Source organism: Sneathiella sp. HT1-7 (assembly GCF_020731145.1).
Lineage (GTDB): Bacteria > Pseudomonadota > Alphaproteobacteria > Sneathiellales > Sneathiellaceae > Sneathiella.
The window spans coordinates 440,326-461,142 of the sequence record NZ_JAJFZN010000004.1; the positions used below are offsets into that span (position 1 = coordinate 440,326).

The 20,817-nt window shown below is 47.7% G+C and carries 16 protein-coding genes; 5 read left to right on the plus strand and 11 right to left on the minus strand.

Annotation, left to right across the window (positions count from 1 at the left end; all coding sequences use genetic code 11):
* Positions 1-33: 33 nt before the first annotated feature.
* Complete coding sequence (locus tag LKE13_RS15715) at positions 34-501, minus strand: c-type cytochrome (RefSeq protein WP_227952334.1); 468 nt, start codon at positions 499-501, stop codon at positions 34-36.
* 77 nt (positions 502-578) lie between these two features.
* Positions 579-947 (minus strand): hypothetical protein, encoded by a 369-nt coding sequence (locus LKE13_RS15720; protein ID WP_227952335.1) that lies wholly within the window; start codon positions 945-947, stop codon positions 579-581.
* Between the two features lie 30 nt (positions 948-977).
* Between LKE13_RS15720 and LKE13_RS15725 the strand changes: the two genes are divergently transcribed.
* Both LKE13_RS15725 and LKE13_RS15730 read left to right on the plus strand, forming a co-directional pair.
* Complete coding sequence (locus tag LKE13_RS15725) at positions 978-1,562, plus strand: TIGR00730 family Rossman fold protein (protein WP_227952336.1); 585 nt, start codon at positions 978-980, stop codon at positions 1,560-1,562.
* A gap of 103 nt (positions 1,563-1,665) precedes the next feature.
* Entirely contained in the window at positions 1,666-2,880 is a 1,215-nt protein-coding gene (locus LKE13_RS15730; RefSeq protein ID WP_227952337.1) for an NADP-dependent isocitrate dehydrogenase, read from the plus strand.
* 81 nt (positions 2,881-2,961) lie between these two features.
* On the opposite strand, the gene recA is transcribed toward LKE13_RS15730, so the two are convergent.
* From recA to LKE13_RS15770, 8 genes are all read right to left on the minus strand, one after another.
* Positions 2,962-4,047 (minus strand): recombinase RecA, encoded by a 1,086-nt coding sequence (recA, locus tag LKE13_RS15735; protein WP_321576148.1) that lies wholly within the window; start codon positions 4,045-4,047, stop codon positions 2,962-2,964.
* Between the two features lie 344 nt (positions 4,048-4,391).
* Positions 4,392-4,796, minus strand: coding sequence for a hypothetical protein (locus tag LKE13_RS15740; protein ID WP_227952338.1), 405 nt, complete (start codon positions 4,794-4,796; stop codon positions 4,392-4,394).
* A gap of 516 nt (positions 4,797-5,312) precedes the next feature.
* Positions 5,313-6,827, minus strand: coding sequence for a M81 family metallopeptidase (locus tag LKE13_RS15745; RefSeq protein ID WP_227952339.1), 1,515 nt, complete (start codon positions 6,825-6,827; stop codon positions 5,313-5,315).
* A complete protein-coding gene (locus LKE13_RS15750) occupies positions 6,824-7,819 on the minus strand; it encodes an ABC transporter ATP-binding protein (protein ID WP_227952340.1) in 996 nt (331 codons plus the stop codon). Before LKE13_RS15750 ends, LKE13_RS15745 begins: the two co-directional genes overlap by 4 nt.
* Positions 7,812-8,792 (minus strand): ABC transporter ATP-binding protein, encoded by a 981-nt coding sequence (locus tag LKE13_RS15755; protein ID WP_227952341.1) that lies wholly within the window; start codon positions 8,790-8,792, stop codon positions 7,812-7,814. Before LKE13_RS15755 ends, LKE13_RS15750 begins: the two co-directional genes overlap by 8 nt.
* Before the next feature lie 5 nt (positions 8,793-8,797).
* Positions 8,798-9,727 (minus strand): ABC transporter permease, encoded by a 930-nt coding sequence (locus LKE13_RS15760; protein WP_227952342.1) that lies wholly within the window; start codon positions 9,725-9,727, stop codon positions 8,798-8,800.
* Between the two features lie 7 nt (positions 9,728-9,734).
* The gene (locus tag LKE13_RS15765) at positions 9,735-10,709 is read right to left on the minus strand and encodes an ABC transporter permease (protein ID WP_227952343.1); all 975 of its coding nucleotides are present in this window, start codon (positions 10,707-10,709) and stop codon (positions 9,735-9,737) included.
* Between the two features lie 76 nt (positions 10,710-10,785).
* Entirely contained in the window at positions 10,786-12,372 is a 1,587-nt protein-coding gene (locus LKE13_RS15770) for an ABC transporter substrate-binding protein (RefSeq protein ID WP_227952344.1), read from the minus strand.
* A 189-nt stretch (positions 12,373-12,561) separates the two neighbouring features.
* Between LKE13_RS15770 and LKE13_RS15775 the strand changes: the two genes are divergently transcribed.
* From LKE13_RS15775 to LKE13_RS15785, 3 genes are all read left to right on the plus strand, one after another.
* Positions 12,562-13,488, plus strand: coding sequence for a LysR family transcriptional regulator (locus tag LKE13_RS15775; protein WP_227952345.1), 927 nt, complete (start codon positions 12,562-12,564; stop codon positions 13,486-13,488).
* Positions 13,489-14,062: 574 nt separating this feature from the next.
* Positions 14,063-15,922: a hypothetical protein gene (locus LKE13_RS15780; RefSeq protein WP_227952346.1), complete on the plus strand. Its 1,860-nt coding sequence runs from the start codon at positions 14,063-14,065 to the stop codon at positions 15,920-15,922.
* A gap of 45 nt (positions 15,923-15,967) precedes the next feature.
* Positions 15,968-18,028 (plus strand): hypothetical protein, encoded by a 2,061-nt coding sequence (locus LKE13_RS15785; RefSeq protein ID WP_227952347.1) that lies wholly within the window; start codon positions 15,968-15,970, stop codon positions 18,026-18,028.
* A 303-nt stretch (positions 18,029-18,331) separates the two neighbouring features.
* Here LKE13_RS15785 and LKE13_RS15790 read toward each other — a convergent pair whose 3' ends face one another.
* Positions 18,332-20,791, minus strand: a complete 2,460-nt coding sequence (locus LKE13_RS15790; protein WP_227952348.1) for a PAS domain-containing sensor histidine kinase — start codon at positions 20,789-20,791, stop codon at positions 18,332-18,334.
* Positions 20,792-20,817: the final 26 nt, after the last annotated feature.

Here is a 20,817-nt window from a genome sequence, read left to right on the forward strand (position 1 = left end):
CTGCAGTTTCACACCCCGAAAGTATCGTTACTCTTACTGCTTTGGTTTACGGAATTGCTTGTGACAGCCGCCGCATGTGCCACCCGTTTCCTTTAGTGCCGCGCCAATCATTGCCTGATCGCCCGATTTTACGGCCACAACCAATTGCGTAGCGGCAGCCTGAAAATCTTCGATATCCTTTTGAAATTCGTCAGGTTGCGTCCAGATTTCCGGTTTCGCGCGTGAGGCCTCAACACCGGATCCTTCGGGGAAAAACTTGGGCATATTCGCCGCGATCCCCGCGATCTCCTCGGCATTGTCATTCAGGGAATCGCTATAGGCCACCTCCCCTTTCGCGACCTTTGCGATGGCTCCCATATTCATGCCGAGTTTCTTCATTTCCGCAATTCTGAAATCGGCTTCCTTATTACCGGTGGATTCCGAATGTGCATTCGCCATACCGCCAAACAAGGCGCCACCAATCAATATCGCCATAACTGGTTTCATGAGCATCTTTTTCATTTTCTAACTCCCAAGCTAGTTAAATATAAGATCAATTCGACATGCCTTACACTTTGAATAGATGCAAAACACTAATTTCATTGCGGGATAATGACAACCATTTCCGCACCGCCGGTGCCATGAACCTTGTCATGGGCACGAATACGTACCTTTTTCACATTCATCGGCAATGACAAGGTTTTGGATCTGGTAAAGGGTTGCTCGTCCTCATGAGGATGCATTAAAACCCGACTGCCGAGATTGTTGCCGTCCATGTCCAGAATATCCCAACGATCCGCATAGTGATCCCATCCCTGATCCTCATGACGAACGGTAACACTGAAGCGGTAAACGTCTGCATCGACCTTCACGACCTTGACGTCAATGACATCCGCCTCCCCCGCCAAAAGAGAGCTTGACGACAGAAGCAGGAAGCCGCAAATAGTTAAGGTAATGATACTTCTCATATCCCACCTTTTTCCGGTATAGTTTGTAGCATGACTGAAATCTCTTCACTTTGTGTATATTGTGGTTCCCGGATACCCAAGGATCCATCTCATATTGATGCCGCCAAATCCCTTGGAAAAGACCTTGCCGAAAACGGGATCAGGCTTGTTTATGGTGGCGGGCATGTTGGCCTGATGGGCGTCATTGCCGATTCCACGATTGACTCTGGTGGACAGGTTACCGGGATTATTCCCGGCCATCTACATGATATTGAAGTCAGTCACGAGAAATTGACGGAACTCCATATCGTCGACAGCATGCATGCCCGCAAGGAAATGATGTATCAGACATCGGATGCTTTTGTCGTCCTTCCGGGTGGCCTCGGGACATTGGATGAAACATTTGAAATGGTCACCTGGCGTCAATTGGGGCTGCATGACAAGCCAATCATCCTTGTCAATTACAAGAATTACTGGCGGCCGCTCCTCGATCTGATGGATCATATGATAAAGGCAGGATTCGTAGAGAAAGAGGCCCTGGGCTATTTCACGGTTGTTGAAGAGCTCAAGGACATCATTCCGGCCCTTGCGAAAGCGCCGGATGCGGAAATAAAGGCCGATATCTCGAAATTTTAAAGGGAATTCGCTGTTTTTTTGTCGGATCAGCTTGCACAGATCGTCGGCAGTGATATTTTGCAGCCGCAGAACAACTAACCCATAGGCTAAGAAGGACGTCGATATGCCAAAAATTCAAGTCAAAAATCCAGTCGTTGAACTGGACGGCGACGAAATGACCCGGATTATCTGGGAGTTCATCAAGAATAAGCTCATTCTTCCCTATTTGGATATCGATCTGAAGTATTACGATCTAGGGATCGAAGCTCGGGATGAAACCGATGACCAGATCACTGTAGACGCGGCGAATGCCATCATCAAATATGGCGTAGGCGTAAAATGCGCCACTATCACCCCGGATGAAGAGCGGGTTGAGGAATTTGGCCTGAAACGCATGTATCGTTCCCCTAACGGCACGATCCGTAATATTCTGGGCGGCACCGTTTTCCGCGAGCCTATCATTTGTACAAATGTTCCCCGCTTGGTTCCAGGCTGGACCGATCCAATTGTCATCGGCCGTCATGCTTTTGGTGATCAGTACCGCGCAACGGACATGGTCGTAAAAGGCCCTGGCAAGCTCACCATGAAGTTTGAGCCAGCCGATGGTAGCGAAACACAGGAATTTGAAGTTTTTGACTTCCCGTCAGGCGGCGTCGCCATGAGCATGTATAATCTGGATGACTCCATTCGCGGTTTCGCACGTGCCTGCATGAACTACGGCCTTAATCGCGGCTGGCCGGTTTATCTCTCCACCAAGAACACAATCTTGAAAGCCTATGACGGGCGCTTCAAGGATCTGTTCGAAGAAGTCTTCAACAGTGAGTTCAAGGCCAAATTTGATGAGAAGGGCCTGACCTACGAACATCGCCTGATCGACGATATGGTCGCCTGTGCGATGAAATGGTCTGGTAAATATGTCTGGGCCTGTAAGAACTACGACGGTGACGTACAGTCCGATACAGTCGCACAAGGATTTGGCTCTCTCGGGCTGATGACCTCTGTCCTGATGACGCCCGATGGCGACACAGTAGAAGCCGAAGCTGCTCATGGTACCGTGACCCGCCATTACCGGATGCATCAGCGGGGCGAGGAAACCTCGACCAACCCGATTGCCTCCATTTTCGCCTGGACACGCGGCCTGATGCATCGTGCCAAGCTCGATGGGAATGAAGAGTTGAGGAAATTTGCCGAGTCCCTTGAACAGGTTTGCGTCGCTACCGTTGAAGGCGGCGAAATGACGAAGGATCTCGCACTTCTGGTCGGTCCCGATCAGCCTTGGCTCACCACCAACCAGTTCCTGGACGCGCTGGATGCAAATCTGCAAAAGAAAATGGCCTGATCCAAGATCAGAGCTCTAATACGCAAAGAAAAAGCCGATCCTTCCGGGTCGGCTTTTTTTGTCGCTACTTATCTTCCAGCGTTAATCATCTGCCGTCTCGGCATCCTGCTCGGCGCCGCTGTCCGGACCGCCTTGCATGATTTCAGAAATAACGCCCGCATTGGCGAGAATTTTCTGTTCAATCTCTTTCGCCATCTCGGGATTTTCCTTCAGAAAGCTTTTCGCCTGCTCCCGCCCCTGCCCGATGCGCTGACTGTCATAGGAGTACCAGGAACCGGATTTCTCAACAATCTCCGCCTTGACGCCCAGATCGAGAATTTCTCCGGTTTTTGAAATTCCTTCGCCATACATGATATCGAACTCGATCACCTTGAACGGTGGCGCGACCTTGTTTTTCACGACCTTGACCCGGGTCTGGTTCCCAACGATTTCGTCTTTTGCCTTGATCTGGCCAATTCGGCGAATATCCAGCCGTACCGACGCATAGAATTTCAGAGCATTCCCGCCAGATGTTGTTTCCGGGCTGCCAAACATCACGCCGATCTTCATCCGGATCTGGTTAATGAAAATCACCATGCAGTTGGAGCGCGAAATAGAGCCGGTCAGCTTACGTAGCGCCTGGCTCATTAACCGTGCCTGAAGTCCAACATGGGTGTCACCCATTTCCCCTTCCAACTCAGCCTGTGGCACCAGAGCCGCCACACTGTCGACCACCAGCACGTCAATTGCGCCTGAGCGCACCAGCGTGTCGGTAATCTCAAGCGACTGCTCCCCCGTATCCGGCTGGGAAATCAATAATTCATCAACGTCCACTCCCAACTTGCGGGCATAAACCGGATCCAGCGCATGCTCTACGTCAATGAAGGCACAGGTGCCACCTTGCTTTTGCGCTTCAGCAACGACATGCAGCGCCAACGTCGTTTTACCGGAACTTTCCGGGCCATAAATCTCAATCACCCGTCCCTTGGGCAAGCCCCCAATGCCGAGCCCGATATCGAGCCCGAGCGATCCCGTCGGGATCGCCGCCACGTCTAAAGTCTCCTGCTGACCAAGCCGCATCACCGACCCTTTACCAAAGGCCCGATCGATCTGGCTCAAGGCCGCTTCCAATGCTTTTTTCTTATCCATACCACCTGCTTCAACGAGCTTAAGAGCTGTATTTACCATCGATCTCCCCTTATTCCATAGGTCAGTCCCGGATGCAACTGCCATAAATGTACATGTTTTGTTCTCCTTTGCAAGAAGTTTTTATCTAGTTGTAATCGTTTATTTTTTCAGTTTATGTTGTGCCTTTGTTCGAAATTTTCTCCATTAAGGAGTATAGAGAATTTCCGGCACACCAATTCGAAGATCTGGTGATCCGGATTCTTTTATTTTTCCATGAAATGAGGTTAAGTTATTGATATTTAATAACATTGAAGGTTCGACAATATGAAATTCATATATTTCAATAAGTTATAATTTATCTTCCTTATTGCGCACCTTTTACCCTTTGATAGTTATTTGTAATTCTAGCTCTCTATGCCGAGCAGACGACAATCCCATAGCATTAAACCTGTCAATTCAACCGAAGCGAAACCATGTGCTTGTTTCATTGATAGCTTCTTATCCTCTTTTGCTTCAATAAATGTGGAAAAATACTTCTCATAAAAATAACTAAGTAAGTCCGATTTTCGTTTGAGACCCTTTTGTCGACCGAGCCAATCTTCTCGCAATTTCTCCTCAATAAGCGTTAGAACATTCAGCAAACAATGATAATCTGAATGGCGTTCTCTAGGGATACTCCAACCACCTTCATCATACGCTACTGGATTTAGAAATGGACCTTCGCCAGTAAGTAGCCAATGGACATCTAATTGCGTGAAATAGTCAGCAATACCTATAATCATTTCAATAGACAGTTTGCCTTTTTTCATTTTCCGCTTCGGACAAATAACTTCATAAAACTCCATGCTTATCTGAGAATTGTGCTTGTGTTTCCTTATAAATCAATCGAGCTATTTTTATTCTCTCACCTAACCTCCCGCATCACGGCTAATTGATATACTCATCCCGCCATATCCCAGAAAATATCTACATCCGCAAATATCTAGCTAACACCGGAACTGCAGGATGAAAAATCCGAGAAAATGCTCGATGCCTTTTTTGACCCTCAAGACCACAGCATAGTTTCCATCCACGAATGCTATCATCCCCGCGCTAGGCCTCCAGCACGATCCTGAACTTCTCTTCCTCAGTATACTGCTTGCGCGTCGCACATCGGATGCCCTTCACCTCCCGATCCGCAGGCGCTTTGGATTTTGCCTATTTTGGCTTCATCTTCGTTCCTTCTCAATTAGACTAACCCAAACCTTATTCTGCCTTTGTTGCTACGTGAATTTAATGCATGACAACATCAATGCCTTTTTTATACGTGGACTGCGCCACCTATCTCAAACCTCAAAATCATGCTCAAAATCTTTGTTAGGTCCTATACGCGCACCAGGCCGTAATTTTTTATATTTCAGTTTCACTAAATCAGCCTCAACAGGTCCGGGCGAGAGTGCAACGATAATTTCTTGTGCAAATCTTTCGAAATCTGCACGAAAATGCACCGAGCTTTTCAGGGCGATGATTGATTGGGCTTTTGGGTCAATACCTAAATGCCGAAACATTTCGCTATCTCCCGTTTGTACGGTTTTGCTGGAGACAGCAATTTTGACACCATCTCTTTCAAGTAAAGCGCACGGACCCAGTTGCATCTGCGCGCCCTTCCACATCGGTCCTGTGGCCAACAACTCACCATTCGCCAACGCAAGCACCGTATAAAGGCCGCTCAAAGGCGTATCGCCTTTAAATCCTTTCCCGCCAAGATCCGCAAGAATATCCCGCCCCACACCTGCCGCATGCGCCATTTCGGCAGTTTCGGAATCTGATATAAACCCGCATAGCGCATTCTGAGTCCCTGCAGAAAGAAGCTCTCTGAGTAGTCCGGTTGTATCACCAGATCCGCCAGCACCTGGATTATCCTGCGTGTCTGCAATGATGACCGGTTTACGGGCGGTTTCGCTGATTTTTAGGGCCATGGCGACAGCTTTATCAGCCGAAACACCGGTTTCCTTAAATAAATGCTCGGACGCTACGAGTTCTTGCTGGAAATTGGCAAGCGCCTCCAAAATCACATTTTTTTCCGGTCCATAGGCGATAACTGATGGGCCCGCCTCTTCGATGTCCGCAAGGGCAAAACCGGCGGCAAACGAAATATGACTATGAGGTGTCAAGCTATCTCGTATTTTCTCCAGCTTTTCACCGACGAGGGTTTTACAGGGATTCAAAGTGGTGCAGCCCATGTTTAACGGAATCAGAAAATCCGACTTATACATGGCCTTATTAAAACGAGTACCGTCACCGAGTAATTTAACCAGCACACCTGCCGTGCGTTTTCCTGTTTCCGCCATATCTGTATGGGGATAATGCCGGTATGTGTCGAGATAATCCGCATATTCAACCATTTTTTCCGTAATATTTGCATGGTAATCGAGACTTGCTGAGATCGGAATATTGGAACCCACCAGCATTCTAAGTCGGCGAAGCAGTTCTCCTTCCGCATCATCGTAATGCTCGGTAACCATTGCGCCATGAAGATCCAGATAAATACCGTCAACCGGGCCCGCACTCTCAAGCAGCCCCAGAATAAGAGAGGCAATCCGCTCAAAGGCATCGCGGGTTACTACTCCGCAAGGAACAGCAAAAGCCCAACATAGCGGCACAATTTCGATTTCTTCTTTGGAAAAGCAATCTATGGCGCCGACAATTGGTAAGTTAAACCCGGATACTTTCTCTATTAGCGCGTCGCCCTCGCATAAAGCTGGCCAGTCTTTCGCCATTGCAAAGGCGTCAAAATCTGCTTTCTTTTCTGCGAAAGTATTGGTCTCATGCTGAAAACCAGCAATTGCAATCCGCTTCATATTCTTTCCTCATCGACAGCATGGCAGGCGACCTTCGCAGGCCCATACTCCTTCAACACAGGCTGTTCTCGCGTACACCGCTCATTTGCGAATGGGCATCGCGGATGAAATGTACAGCCGCTCGGCGGCGTGATCGGATTTGGCACTTCTCCTTCAAGTGGCTTTCTGTGGGAGCCCCCTCTAAGATCCGGAATCGTTTCAAGTAAAAGCTTCGTATAAGGATGTCGCGGGTTGGAAAAGAGTTCAGCCTTAGGCGTTATTTCGCACACACGGCCCAAATACATAACGCCAATCCAGTCTGAAATATGATCGATGACGGCGAGATCATGACTGATAAAAAGATAGGTCAGTCCGAGTTCATCCTGAAGCTCTGTCATCAGGTTAAGAATTTGGGCTTGAACGGACACATCAAGGGCCGAGGTCGGCTCATCGCAAATAAGAAATTCCGGCTTACTGGATAATGCCCGGGCGATGGATATCCGTTGACGCTGTCCCCCGGAAAATTCATGAGGATATTTCTCGCCGTCACTCTCCGATAACCCGACCTGGACGAGCAGTTGCTCTACTTGCCTTCTCTCATCCCTTTTATCATTCGCAAGGTCAAAGGCACGAATGGGCTCAGCGATAATATCACGTACCCTCCAACGCGGGTCGAGGCTCGCATAGGGGGACTGGAAAATCATCTGCATTCGCCGTGAGATATCCGTTATTTTGGATTTCCCGTTTGCATTCGCCAGGTCCTGGCCATCGATTATGATGTTCCCGTCTGTTGCCTTGTAAAGGCCTGCAACCGCGCGCGCCACGGTCGATTTGCCGCAACCGGATTCGCCCACCAACGAAAATGTTTTCCCCCGCTCGATGGAGAAACTCAAACCGTCAACGGCCTTCAACACTTGCCTCGGCATTCGGTTAAGTAGCCGGGTAACGAGCGGCGGAGAAACATCAAAATACATCTTAAGCCCTTGAACTTCTAATAGACTTTGCTCAGACATACTTCTCTCCTCCCTCGTAAACCCAACAAGCTGCCCGTTGCCCGACGCTGCCCGCCTCGATCAGAGGTGCCGCCTGTTGATGGCATATGAATTTAGCTTTTGAGCATCTTGGATTGAAGGCGCATCCATCAGGCCGGGCATCAAGCCTGGGCATCGCACCCACGATATTCGGAAGAATTTTAAGGTTCTGGCCGATCTGGGGGATCGAATCCATTAATCCTTTTGTGTAGGGATGTTTGGGCGCGTCGATAACACTCCGAACATCGCCTATTTCCGCAAGCCGGCCCGAATATATGACGGCAACCCTATCCGCAGCCTCCGCAATGACCCCCATATCATGTGTCACCAGCATGGTAGCGACACCTTTTTCACGGGAAAGACGTTTTAGCAATGCAATAATTTGCGCCTGCACCGAAACATCCAATGCGGTCGTCGGCTCATCTGCAATAATCAGGCAAGGATCGCAGCAGAGCGCCAGCGCAATCACCACTCTCTGCCGCATGCCCCCAGAGAACTCATGTGGAAAGGCATCAAACCGCCGCTCCGGCGCGGGAATCCCGACCTCATTCAACAGCTCAATCGCCCAAGCCTTTGCCTGCGCATTCGACATTTTTTTATGGGTCAGGATAGTCTGCGTAAGCTGCTGACCTATGGTATAAAGCGGATCGAGACTAGTCAAAGGATCTTGAAAAATAACCCCGATTTGCGCACCCCGTATTTTCCTCATTTCCGATTCAGGCAAATGTGTAATATCCCGCCCATTCAACAGGATCACGCCTTCCGTGACATGCCCGGGAGGCTCCAGCAGCCCGACAATAGCATTTCCGGTGAGCGATTTTCCCGCCCCGGACTCGCCGACAATGCCAAGAATTTCACCTGCCTCAATCGACAGAGTTAGATCTTCAACGGCGCTTAACACGCCGCGGCGCGTCGGAAATTCGATGCAAAGATTGGAGATATCAAGAACAGCCATGACGCCTACCTCAATTTCGGATTGAATGTATCGCGAAGCCAGTCCCCAATCAGATTGACGGACAGAACCAGGATAACAAGTGTGAAGGCCGGGAAGAAAGTGATCCACCATTCGCCGGAGAACAGGAAGCTGTTGCCGATACGGATTAGCGTCCCCAACGATGGCGTTGTCGGAGGAACTCCAACTCCGAGGAAAGATAAAGTAGCCTCAATAATTATTGCGACCGCCACGCCGATAGTCGCAACGATAAGCGTTGGTCCGATTACATTTGGGAGAATATGCCGTAATAGTATCAACGATGTTGGCGTTTGAATGAGTTTGGCCGCCGCAACGAAATCCTTGCGCCGCTCCACCATCGCTCCGCTTCGGGTAATTCGCGCATACTGTGGCCAGCTTGCGATTCCGATAGAAACGATCAAAACGGGAATAGCTATCACCTCATGCAACTCACTACTCATGGAGGTACGTGTAACGCCATCAATCATTAACGCGATCAAAATGGGGGGAATTGTCAGCTGAATATCGGCAAAACGCATTATTGCCGTATCAACCCAGCCCCCAAAATACCCGGCGATGATGCCCAACGGAACACCTATTCCCATCGACAGCAGAACGCTCAACAGACCTACAACAAGGGAAATTTGCGTGCCATACATTATTGCCGCTAATATGTCCCGCCCCTGTCCGTCAGTGCCAAGAAAATGCTTCTCTATCCCGCCGCTCTCCCATACCGGCGGCAGAAAGGCGTCCGTCAACTCTAGGCTTCCAGGATCAAACGGCGTGAAGGACGTCAAAATCGGAGCGCCAAATGCGGCAACAAACATCAGGATCGTTATTATTGATGCAATAATTGTCGTCGGCGAATGAAGGAAACTATAGGTAATGTCATGGTCGACAAAGGTCGCCCATCGACCAGATGTGGTGAGGTTCTTCATACTCGTCCTATCCTTTCACATCAGCGCGAAGACGGGGGTCAACGACGAAATAGAGTAAGTCCACAGTTAGATTTATGACGACAAAGAAAAATGCAACCAGCACAAGATAAGCCGACATAATCGGTATATCCGCAAACTGAACGGCTTGGATAAACAGGCTGCCCATTCCCGGCCACTGAAAGACTGTTTCGGTAATAATGGAAAATGCGATCAGCGAACCTATTTGAAGCCCTGTAACTGTGATGACTGGAATAAGGGTGTTCTTAAGCGCATGCCCATAATTTATGTCGCGTCTTTTAAGACCACGGGCGCGGGCGAACTTGATAAAATCAGCCCTCATAACTTCGAGCATTTCGGAACGAATAATTCGCAGAATAAGCGTCGTCTGGTAAAGCGCCAGAGTAATGGCAGGCAAAATAATCGCTTTCCATCCGCTCACGGTGAGCAAGCCAGTGGTCCAGCCGCCGATATCAACCACTTCACCTCGCCCAAATGACGGTAACCAGTGTACCTTCACCGCAAATATGTAAATCAGCAGAATACCGATAACAAATGTTGGAAGAGAAACACCGACCAAGGACGTCGTCATAATCAATTTGCTGGCCCAGTGATCTTTTTTCAATCCGGTGAAGAGCCCGCCAACAACACCAAATACGATTGCAAGAATTGCGGAAACGAAAACAAGTTCCAGCGTTGCTGGCATTCTTTCGGCGATCAAATCTTCAACCGGTCTTTGCAGCCGGTAGGAAATACCAAAATCTCCTTGCAGGGCATGGCCCACAAAACGTCCAAATTGATACAGAAAAGGCTCGTTCAGTCCCAATCTTTCGCGCAGTTCCGCCCTGTCTTCTACAGTAGTTTCCTGCCCGACCATGTTGCTAATTGGATCACCCACAAAATTGAAAAGGAAAAAGCTGATCAAGGCGACCGCAAGCATAACAATTGCTGACTGAAACAATCGCTTTATAACAAAACTGACCATGGAATCGTCCCTGCAATTCTTTTGTTTATGTAATGGCTCGGCGAATTTGCCGCCGAGCCATCATGCGCATTGAGTATTACTTGAAGTTTGCCCAGTAGAACCGCGGCATATCATTGGGCTCAATCGGAATGCTGAGACTCTTCACCATAGCCCATGCGATTACCTGGTGATGCAACGGCAGGTAAGGGATATCATTCTGAACCTGCGTCCAGATTTCGTTGATAATCTTGTTCCGCTTTTCAGGGTCGACGATGCCTCTAATTTCGATAATCTTGGCATCTAATTCAGGAGTTCCGTAACCGGACGCATTCCAAGAGCCGTTTGACTCCAACAGGTAATCAAAAATAAACCCTGAATCCATTGTCGGAATACCCCATCCGAGCATATAGAAATCAGTATCCTTCCCGGTTATCAAAGGGAAGTGCTGCGTTTTCGGTTGCGCATTCAGCCGCACTTTGATGCCGATTTTGGCAAGCATGCCAACCGTAGCCTGGCAGATCGCCTCATCATTTTGATAACGATTGTTCGGGCAGTCCAATTGAACGGAGAACCCATCGGGATACCCTGCTTCGGCCAACAGCGCCTTCGCTTTCTCAGGATCATAAGGAAGACGGTTTTGATCCCAATCAGCGCGATATCCATTGATAGGTGGCTCGATAATCATACCTGCGGGGGCCGACCATCCGCGCATCACTGCCTTCTTAATCGCATTGATGTCAATCGCGTGATAGAAAGCTTCACGAACCCTTACATCCTTGAAGGGATTCTTGCCCTTTACGTCCGAGTGCCGCAATTCATCGGATTTAACATCAAACCCGTAGAAAATTGTACGAATCTGGGACGTCTTGTCTACTTTGAGTTTGGGATCGGTGAGAATACGGGCAAGGTCCTGTATTGGCGGATCCGTCAACAAATCGACTTCACCCGACAATAGCGCAGCCACACGCGTCGCATCGTTAGCAATTGGGGTCCAGACAACTTTATCAACGTTACTGGGATAATCTTTCTTTCCCCACCAATCTTCATTTTTGACTAAAACAGTTTTGACATCCGGATCACGGCTTTCCAGCTTGAACGCCCCTGTACCATTGGTATGGCGAACAGCGTATGTTTCCTGTTTATCTCCGAAATTCTGTGGCGCGACCACGTCATGCTCTTCACACCACTCCTTATCCATCATGAAAATATTAACCAACTGGTCCAGCATGATCGGATTAGGCTTTTCTGTAATAACCTGGACGGTGTAATCATCAATTTTCTTCACATCGGAAATTGTATTGACGTAGCCCTTCATCTGGCTGGTGTCCGCCTGCGCCCTTTTTATGGAGAAGACAACATCGTCAGCGTTAAAGGGGTTACCATTATGGAAAGTGACGTTTTTCCGCAGATTAAACTGCCAGGTATTCGGATCGATATTTTTCCAGCTTTCCGCCAGACCAGGCACCTTGAGCATATTCGGATCCCGCATGACAAGAGCGTCATACATTTGAATATCTGCCATTAATGTCACCAATGTATTCAATGCATGCGGATCAAGTGTCGCCGCATCGCCTACATTCGCGTATCGCAGTACATTCTCTGCTTGCACAGGCGCCGCCGTCAACGTTGCCGCTGCGCCTAACATAATTCCGGCAATTGCCAGACGTTTGGTCTTAAAAAACATGATACCTCCTCGCATCATTGAGTTTTTACGAATCAGAAGCGAGTTTCGTTATTTGGATTTCCCTTGCCCCTGATGCCTACGCTGAGGTTCTTGTGACCCCAATGCTTTGTGCGTCTGCAAACTGGATATTGACAGCTTGCGATTTATCCGAAAAATATATTATCAATATAATTATTATGAGTTTTTCTGATGAATGTATCTTTTCGCGTCATGAGGTATTTTGCAGCCGCAGCGCATTTCAAAAGTCTGACCAAAGCGGCGGCAGAGCTGAATATTTCGCAATCCGCGATCAGTCTGGCGGTCGATAATCTTGAGGCCGAGCTGGGGCTCACTTTGTTAAACAGGGAGCGGTCAAAAGGAATTTCGCTGACGGCAAAAGGCAGGGAGGTGCTCGTTAGAATTCAGGCAATTCTTGATCAAGTTGAAAATTTTGAAGATGAAATAATTGGCCTCCGCGAAAATATCTCGGGTCATTTACATGTCGGCTGTTTTAACGCAATCGCGCCGATCGTTCTGGCGCCAATCTTGAAAAGGCTGGTGTCGGAGCATAGTGCAATTCACGTAAATATTATTGAAGGGAATGTCCGGCATATTTTTGACAGCATTCATCGCGGAGAGATCGATGTCGGTATCTCCTATGACGAGGCCGACATCAGCGCCGGACTTAAGACCAAGACACTTGCCGTTGTACCACCACATGTGATTGTCCCACGCGGCCATCCACTTGCCGAAGAGAAATCAATTTCCCTTACTGAACTAATCGATCAGCCAATGATCCTTCTCGACTTGCCGAGTTCGCGCCAATATTACACGTCTTTGTTTGAAACCGCAGGCTTTGAACCCAAATTCGTTTATAAGTCCGGCAATTATGAGATGGTCAGAAGCATGGTCGGAGCAGGCCTTGGCATAGCTCTTCTGCAATCCCGGCCGTCGACCGAAGATACGCATTGCGGCGCAAAAATCCTGTGCAAACCAATAAAAGAAAATCTCCGTAAGTCGCGCCTAGTTGTCGCCTACACGGAACAGGGAATTAACCGCCGAATTGTGAAAGCATTTGTCGAGCAGTGCGAAGCCTATTTCACAACGAAAGAAAGTAGGGAACTCATTGTATCCTGACTAATTAGGTCCATATGCGTGTCTGACGTCAGCGCTTATGGGGCCAAGCAGTATAGGAACATTTGATTTCACTCTTACCTTTGCCGGTACAATGCTGGACCAGGAAACGGGCCTGCACTTCGGTGGTTGACGATATTTTTCGCCAGAACTGAGACGGCTCCTATCCCCGGACCCGGGAAAAACAAATACGGACCTGTATGCCTACCCTTCATATCCCATAAATTTCTTTGACTATTTCCTCAACTTCAACGACTGCAAATAACGACAGTTCGGATGAACCCTATAATTTTCCCTGCTTCCATAAGCAATGCTCCTTCCAGTTTATTGCCGGCCAACTGGTGAACGATCACCGGTTGCCCATGAAAGGTAAGCTGATAAGTCCCGGAATAGTATGCGCTGCGCCAACTCAACTAATTAATCGGCCAAATAGTTTTCATATAATCCAAAGTTAAAGAGTTTACGCCAAGCGGGTCGCACAATTTCAAGGGAAATGGACGAAAAAATTACACCTTATAGTTGTTTTTATATTTTTTATTACAATATAAAAATTGTTATTTCTAATAAGGAAAAAATTATGTCTAGCAAATTATTTTCACTACGAGCGAGCAAGGCGTTACGCCCAACAAAGTTCAGCCATCCGACCGTTTTTCAGATCAGCAATCGGCAAGTTTGTTTTCAGGACAGTGTGTTGGGGTTGGCAAATAAAGCCAACCTATTAAGAATGCGTGACTTTGACAAATCAGGTGGGCCATCGCTCTTAATGAAAAGCGGGATCTATGGTGTCCCTGTTCCTTACTTTTACGACCCAAGTAGCGTCTCGGGAAATGAAGACACAACGCGGCTATATGGTCTAAACACAATGAAACAAAGTCCGCATCACTACTGGAATTATCCTGAAACAGTTTACGGCTCCATAAAGAGGCGGAGCGGACTTTTGGAAGCGAGTTTCCAATATGACGACATAAAAGAGCAATGGAACCCGGACAATGTAATTACCTACATTGCGGAATATGGCATTGATCCTGTAAAGACCCTCGTCACAGATAAATTGTTTAACTCTTATTTGAAACGGGCAAATCCGAGTGATGAACAAATTATCAATATGTATTGGGCCGCATATAAAAAAAATGCCGATTCAATACCTAACGGAAGGTTAAATCCTAAACACCAAGAATGGTTCAACGAGGCTTTTAAAGACGGTGATCCGGAAAAAGGGTTAGCTGAAAATGAACGGATCAAGCGAATCAATGATGTCCGGCAAGCGGACGAGAACCTTCCATCATTTACAGATGTTGAATTCGCCTACTTATTCTTCGGTCTCAAACCCTCTAAAAGATATAATTTAGCTTGCTGTCTTAATGGAGGACATCTGATATCGACAGAGACCATTGCCTCTAAACTGAATGAACTTCTAAAATTAAAAAAGGCAAAGGATGAACAAAACTTCAATCAGAAACTAACCGAGTTTCTCGAAATTACAAAAGGTGATCCAACTAAGGCATCACGATCTGAAATGATCGCGGGCTCATTAAAAGAGCTTCCTCTGTTTAATACGATCTACCAGCAGAATTCATCTTTTATGGAGCGAAACTTCGAAGCTCTGTGCATAAAGCTGGACGCTTATCTGCTCAACCTTGTTAAACCGTCAGAAAAGTTGGTTATCAATCTTCATTTTTCCCATGTATTTGATAATGCGCCTTACTTCATGACCTTCCTCCTAGGGGTTGAAAAGGATGGGTCGATTGGGGTTCAGGAAGTATTAACGGATGCTTCGGATCCGCTCTCACTCTCTGCAAAGGTTGTGGATAGCAGGCTCAGTAACTCGATCAAAATTGTTGGTACGCCATCTGCAAATATACGCATCGTCGAAAACCCGGCGGATCTGATGGACAAAAGCAATCAGATTCTGAAAGACGCCAAATTCGCGCAAAAGATAAATGATGCCTCGGACAGCGCGTTTTTGGATAGGATTGACAACCTTTTCGATCTAATTAGCGACCAAAAAATAAAGCTGCGCTTTCTTAACGGGAACCCCGTTCAGCTTTCATCAAGTGGAGATGATTGGAGATACCGCGCATTCGCGATGTCAAGTATCAGATTCCCGTCATTCCAAGAAACTCCTAGGACAATAAAAGAAATCTTCCTGCCCAGCAGCAGCATAGACGGCGATGCTTATGAGGAAGGCTCGGACGATTACTGTGAAGAGGGTCCCATGTCGCCTAAATCATATCAATTTACTCCGATCCTGACCGCAGAACCACCAGAGGATTTCAACAAAAACAGAAAACTCAACCATCTCCCTGCCGGCTTTCCAACACCAGTTTTATACCCGGAACATGTGGGAGCCGCATCCCCACTTAATCCACTAACAACCAAAGGAATAGATCTGACCGAAGAATTATTTAAGAAATTAGTAAATAACGAAAAAATATAGTTAAAAAAATAAATATATCGATAAATATAAAAGGAATTTATTATTATGTCTTCTAAATTTAAGTTATCCAGAAGTATAGCCGGTCAATTACAGTCTATACTTAACGTTTCAACAGGAATTAGCAGCGCATTTGTTTCACAACGGCGCAATTATCGTTATAAAGCAATTCCGTCCCACAATATGACCTCGCAGAAGTATAGGGATCCTAAAGGAGATCCAATAGGAGGTTATCTGCCCGATGAGGAATGCGATGAAACAGTTAAGCATGTTCTTAATCGGCTCAGAATTCCCGAAGACGTAGATAGCCATCTCAGCGACATCTTCAAAGAGGTATATGGTGAAGATGTTCAGGATATTGATGATATTCATGGTGCGGCAAATCCGTCTACTGCCTCTGAAAACATCATTTCTCCTATCAAAAACATTGGCGGAAAGGATTCCTCTGCGCCAGACCACATTACCTGGCCAGCATTCTATAAAAAACCATTAGTCTCCATTGGTGGTCTTATCAGAAATGTCGTTTATGCAAACCCGAAAAGCGATATTATGCGGAATCTCGATTTCGTCGATTCTATTGAGGATAAGATTCAAGAAGGCCCAGGAAAACTCAGTTCCGTCGCTCAATTTTATGTCGGTCGAGGAACTCCGGTTTCCTTTGATAGCTTAAACTTCCTACTCGAGGAAAAATTCGGCAGAAAGCTGACCGACAAAGAACTGCAAGATCCCAAAATTGTCTCACATTATGTCGAGCAATATTTAGACGATATTCTTCCCGGGATTTCCAAAAAATTTAAAGTTGATATGAAAAAAAAAGAAATCTCCTGCGTTCACTTATTATCCCCCCATTCCTCGATTGTTTGTCAGTTCCAAGTAAAAGGAGAAGGAAACGGGTATGTAGGTGTGGAAGTAGGACGCCCGAGCTTTTCCTACATCGGTCAGAACCTCGTACAAAATTCTCATGAGCAAGTACTGGATCCGGCTGTATTCCAAGGTATGGTATATGGCCAGATCCCACCTAAGAATATTCCAAAAACGCTCAATGAGCTAAAGGAAACGCTGCCGACACTCACAAGAGATAACTTCTACAAGATAAACACAAAAATTCCCTATGAAGAGATCTCAGATAATCGCAAATCCTTAGTTAAAGAATTAAACCTGCTTTTTGATGAAAAAGAGGACAAAGCAATTTATACAACTGATGGCGTTCCCGCCGCCATACTTACCCTGATAGTGGCTTATGCAGACCGACTGGCTCGTGTACTATATTTCCTGATAGGCCCTGGCCCCGCTGATGCCTTGGTATTTGGCGGGTACTTCGCCCACGACGCGCGTGAAGGCCAAAGTCGAGCTTGTGAAGCTTTGCTAATTTACGCTTGTTACATAGCTGGCATAGACGTTAAAGATATGCTCTCTATTCTCAAGAAATTGAGGCAATATGATTTCTCGCAGGAAATGCGCGAGTCCGTCTATGAAAATTTTCTCTATGTCAAATTATCGGATACGGGCACTGAGGGTACTGAGGGTACTGAGGGTACTGAGGGTACTGAGGGTACTGAGGGTACTGAGGGTACTGAGGGTACTGAGGGTAACCAGGTTACAATCTATAGCAAAGAAGAAGCGCTAAATTGGCTGAATTTATCTACCAATACTTTTGTTATGATGAGTATTTATAAAGATATTTTGACTTCGGCGGAAAAGAAAATAGAAGAAGCCAAAATATTAAAAACTGTAGATAAAGAAGCAGAGAAGGTTAAAGAGACCGTACAGAACGGGACACTTAACCTCATGCGCAGATATGAGCATTTGTGGTCACTATCTGTCTTTCAGCTTGTGGAATTATATGACCTGTATGGCGCAGAAATTCTTCTCGATAAAGTTGATGAAAACCAGACTAATCAAAAAGCTATGAAACAGAAAAAATCCAGCGGCTTTTTGACGTTTACAAAAGCCGTCGTTGAGGAAAAAATCAGTAAATTAGAAAAAAAGATCAGCACCACGCCGACCGATCCAACTTCCGAGGAAATATCTGTTTCGCAGAGTTCTCTAGATTTGGCTAATAAGGCGCTCGCACGCCTTAAACAGATTGAGACTGAAATTTTGGGGTAAAGCGATTAAAAATGGGAATGGCTGTTCTAGTGTAACGGTTTGCCTTCCTGAATGAGTCGATATGATTTCAGTACTGTCAAACTGGAATAGATATAAAAATTTCTTTCTCGGGCGGATTCCACAGTAGTTTTGGGATCCGCCCAATTTTTCCTGCGCCTTGCACAACACCGTCTATATAATCTCGCTAGATCTATCCGCGCGATTGAAGCAGTCTAATGCCAGAATATAGCTCTTTTCAGCACCCGGAAGGAAGATTTCCGCAGATGATCCCTAGCTCCTTGAGCGGTCACAGCAAAGGTACGGTCACACCGTTTCGCGGACCAGGACTTCCTTGACCTTAGTGGCGATTTCTTTCAATGAGAAAGGCTTGGGGAGGAAGTCGATTTTACTGACATCGAAATCGAGATCTTTACGGAACGCATCCTCCGCATAGCCGGAAATGAAGATGACTTTCAGGTCCGGCATCTCGCCAAGAATTTCCTTCACCAGTGTCGGCCCATCCATTATCGGCATGACAACATCGGAAATGAGCAAGTCGATCACCCCTTCATGCTCATGGGCGACTTCAAGTGCGGCCTCCCCGCAGTCGGCCTGCAGAACCGTATACCCCTTGTTTTCAAGCGCGCGCGCAGCAAATAGCCGGACCGGATCTTCATCTTCCACCAGCAAGATCGTTCCTTTGCCTGTCAGGTCCCGATGGGTCGGTTGCGGCGCTATTCCTGTAGTATTTGTTCGTTTTGCGTCCTCCAGATAACGCGGTAGGAAGATGCTGAAGGTCGTGCCTGCCTCTTCATTATTCTCAGCGAAAATAAAGCCGCCCGTCTGCTTGATAATACCGTAAACCGTACTGAGGCCGAGCCCCGTTCCCTCCCCGACCTTCTTCGTTGTGAAGAAAGGATCAAATATCTTCTCGATCACATGGTCAGGAATTCCGGTTCCCGTGTCCGATATCTTGACAAGGATATAGTCACCGGGCGGTATCAGATCATTAAAATCTTTCTGTCCCGGCGCAATCGTCAGGTTCTCGGTCTCAAATGACAGGAGCCCATCGCCGGACATGGCGTCACGGGCATTCACCGCAAGATTGATAACCACCTGTTCAAATTGCCCCCGGTCCACCTTAACCAGCCAGAGATCACGGGCATGATTGATCTTGAGCTGGATCGCCTCCCCGATCAACCGCCGGAGCAGGTTAGAGAGTTCTGCCAGAACATCGGTGATATCTGTTACTTCTGGCCGCAATGTCTGCTGGCGCGAGAAGGCCAGAAGCTGCCGGACGAGACCGGCGGCGCGATTGGCATTTTGCTTAATCTGGTTTATATCTGAATAGGACGGATCGCCCACCTGATGACGCAACAACAACAGATCACAAAAACCGATCATCGCGGTGAGAAGATTGTTGAAGTCATGGGCAATACCACCAGCAAGTTGTCCAACAGCTTGCATCTTCTGGCTTTGCGCGAACTGGACTTCCAGGTTTCTCTGTACAGAAGTATCTATCACATGAACGAGGAGTCGCTCAGCGGAGGGATCATCGCCGATAATCGCGTTGATATAAAGGCTTGCCGCACGTTCCGTCGCGCCAAGGAGTTTTACCTCCGCCGATGGCGCGGCCATATTGCTCGCGCTTGCCTCGATCAACTTTTGCTGGAGTGTCTCGCGATCCGCCTCTTCCACCAGTTCGGTGACATGGCTGCCGATGGCCTTGCTGATCACGGTGCCGGTCAGCGCGCGAAACGCCGGGTTTACCTCCAACACGATACCGGTCGCATCAAGCAGCAGAATACCGATCGGCGCGGCCTCGAAAAAGCGGCGAAAATGCAACTCGGCATTCGCCACCCGTTCGCGCCATTCCTGTTCCTGCAGCAACTCCCGCACCACGGAACGAGACCCCATCAACTCGCCATTTTCGCCGCGAATGACCGTCTGTGTTACATGCACTGGCAGCACCGTACCATCCCGACCGCGCAAGGTTAGTTTGCCTTCATAAAGTGGCCCGTCAGCGGACACAATCTCCATCAGGTCGAGTTGATCCTCGTTCGATTTGACCACGAGATCCGAGAAGGCAAATTGCCCGTCGCTCAGCTCTTCCTGCTGATATCCCAACCAGTCAGCAAGTATCCGGTTCACGAACTGGATATTGCCATCCTCACCCAGAGAATAAAAGCCGACCGGCGCATTATTGAAATATTCAGAGAGCTTTTCATGCGCAACACGCTCTTCTTCCTCAAGCCGATGTTGCCGCGTCGTCTCTGTCACGTACCAGATGATATTGTCGGGCATAACATCTATGGCATGGGCAAGAATAGAGAGCCAGCGTCCGCTTTTGGTTTCGATGTCAATGCGTTCACCAGTCATGCCGTCATAGACTGCAGCCTTTAAGAGCCTGTCGATCTCTGACCGAACGTCCGCATCGTCCGCAAAATAATCACTGAGCGTTTGACCAATATCCTTCGTCGGAAGCTCCAAAAGGGTGCAATAGGCCTCATTCGCATAAACGAACCGCCCGTCTTTCGTTGTGAGCAGCCGACCCTCCGGACTGGAGGAAACCACGTCGGAGAGAAGATCGACGTTCCCGCTCGCGGCTTGGCGCAATCCATGAAAGATCAGATACCAGAGACCAAGCCCCATAGCGCCGACAACCATAACGCTAAGGATAACGATATTGACAAAATCCAACTCCTGTCCCAACAGAGCGGAAATGACAATCAGCGCAGCGACAAGGAAAAAGGCGGCTGCCAACTGCCGGGCATCCACACCCATAAAAAACTTCGGATTTCGCCGTCTAT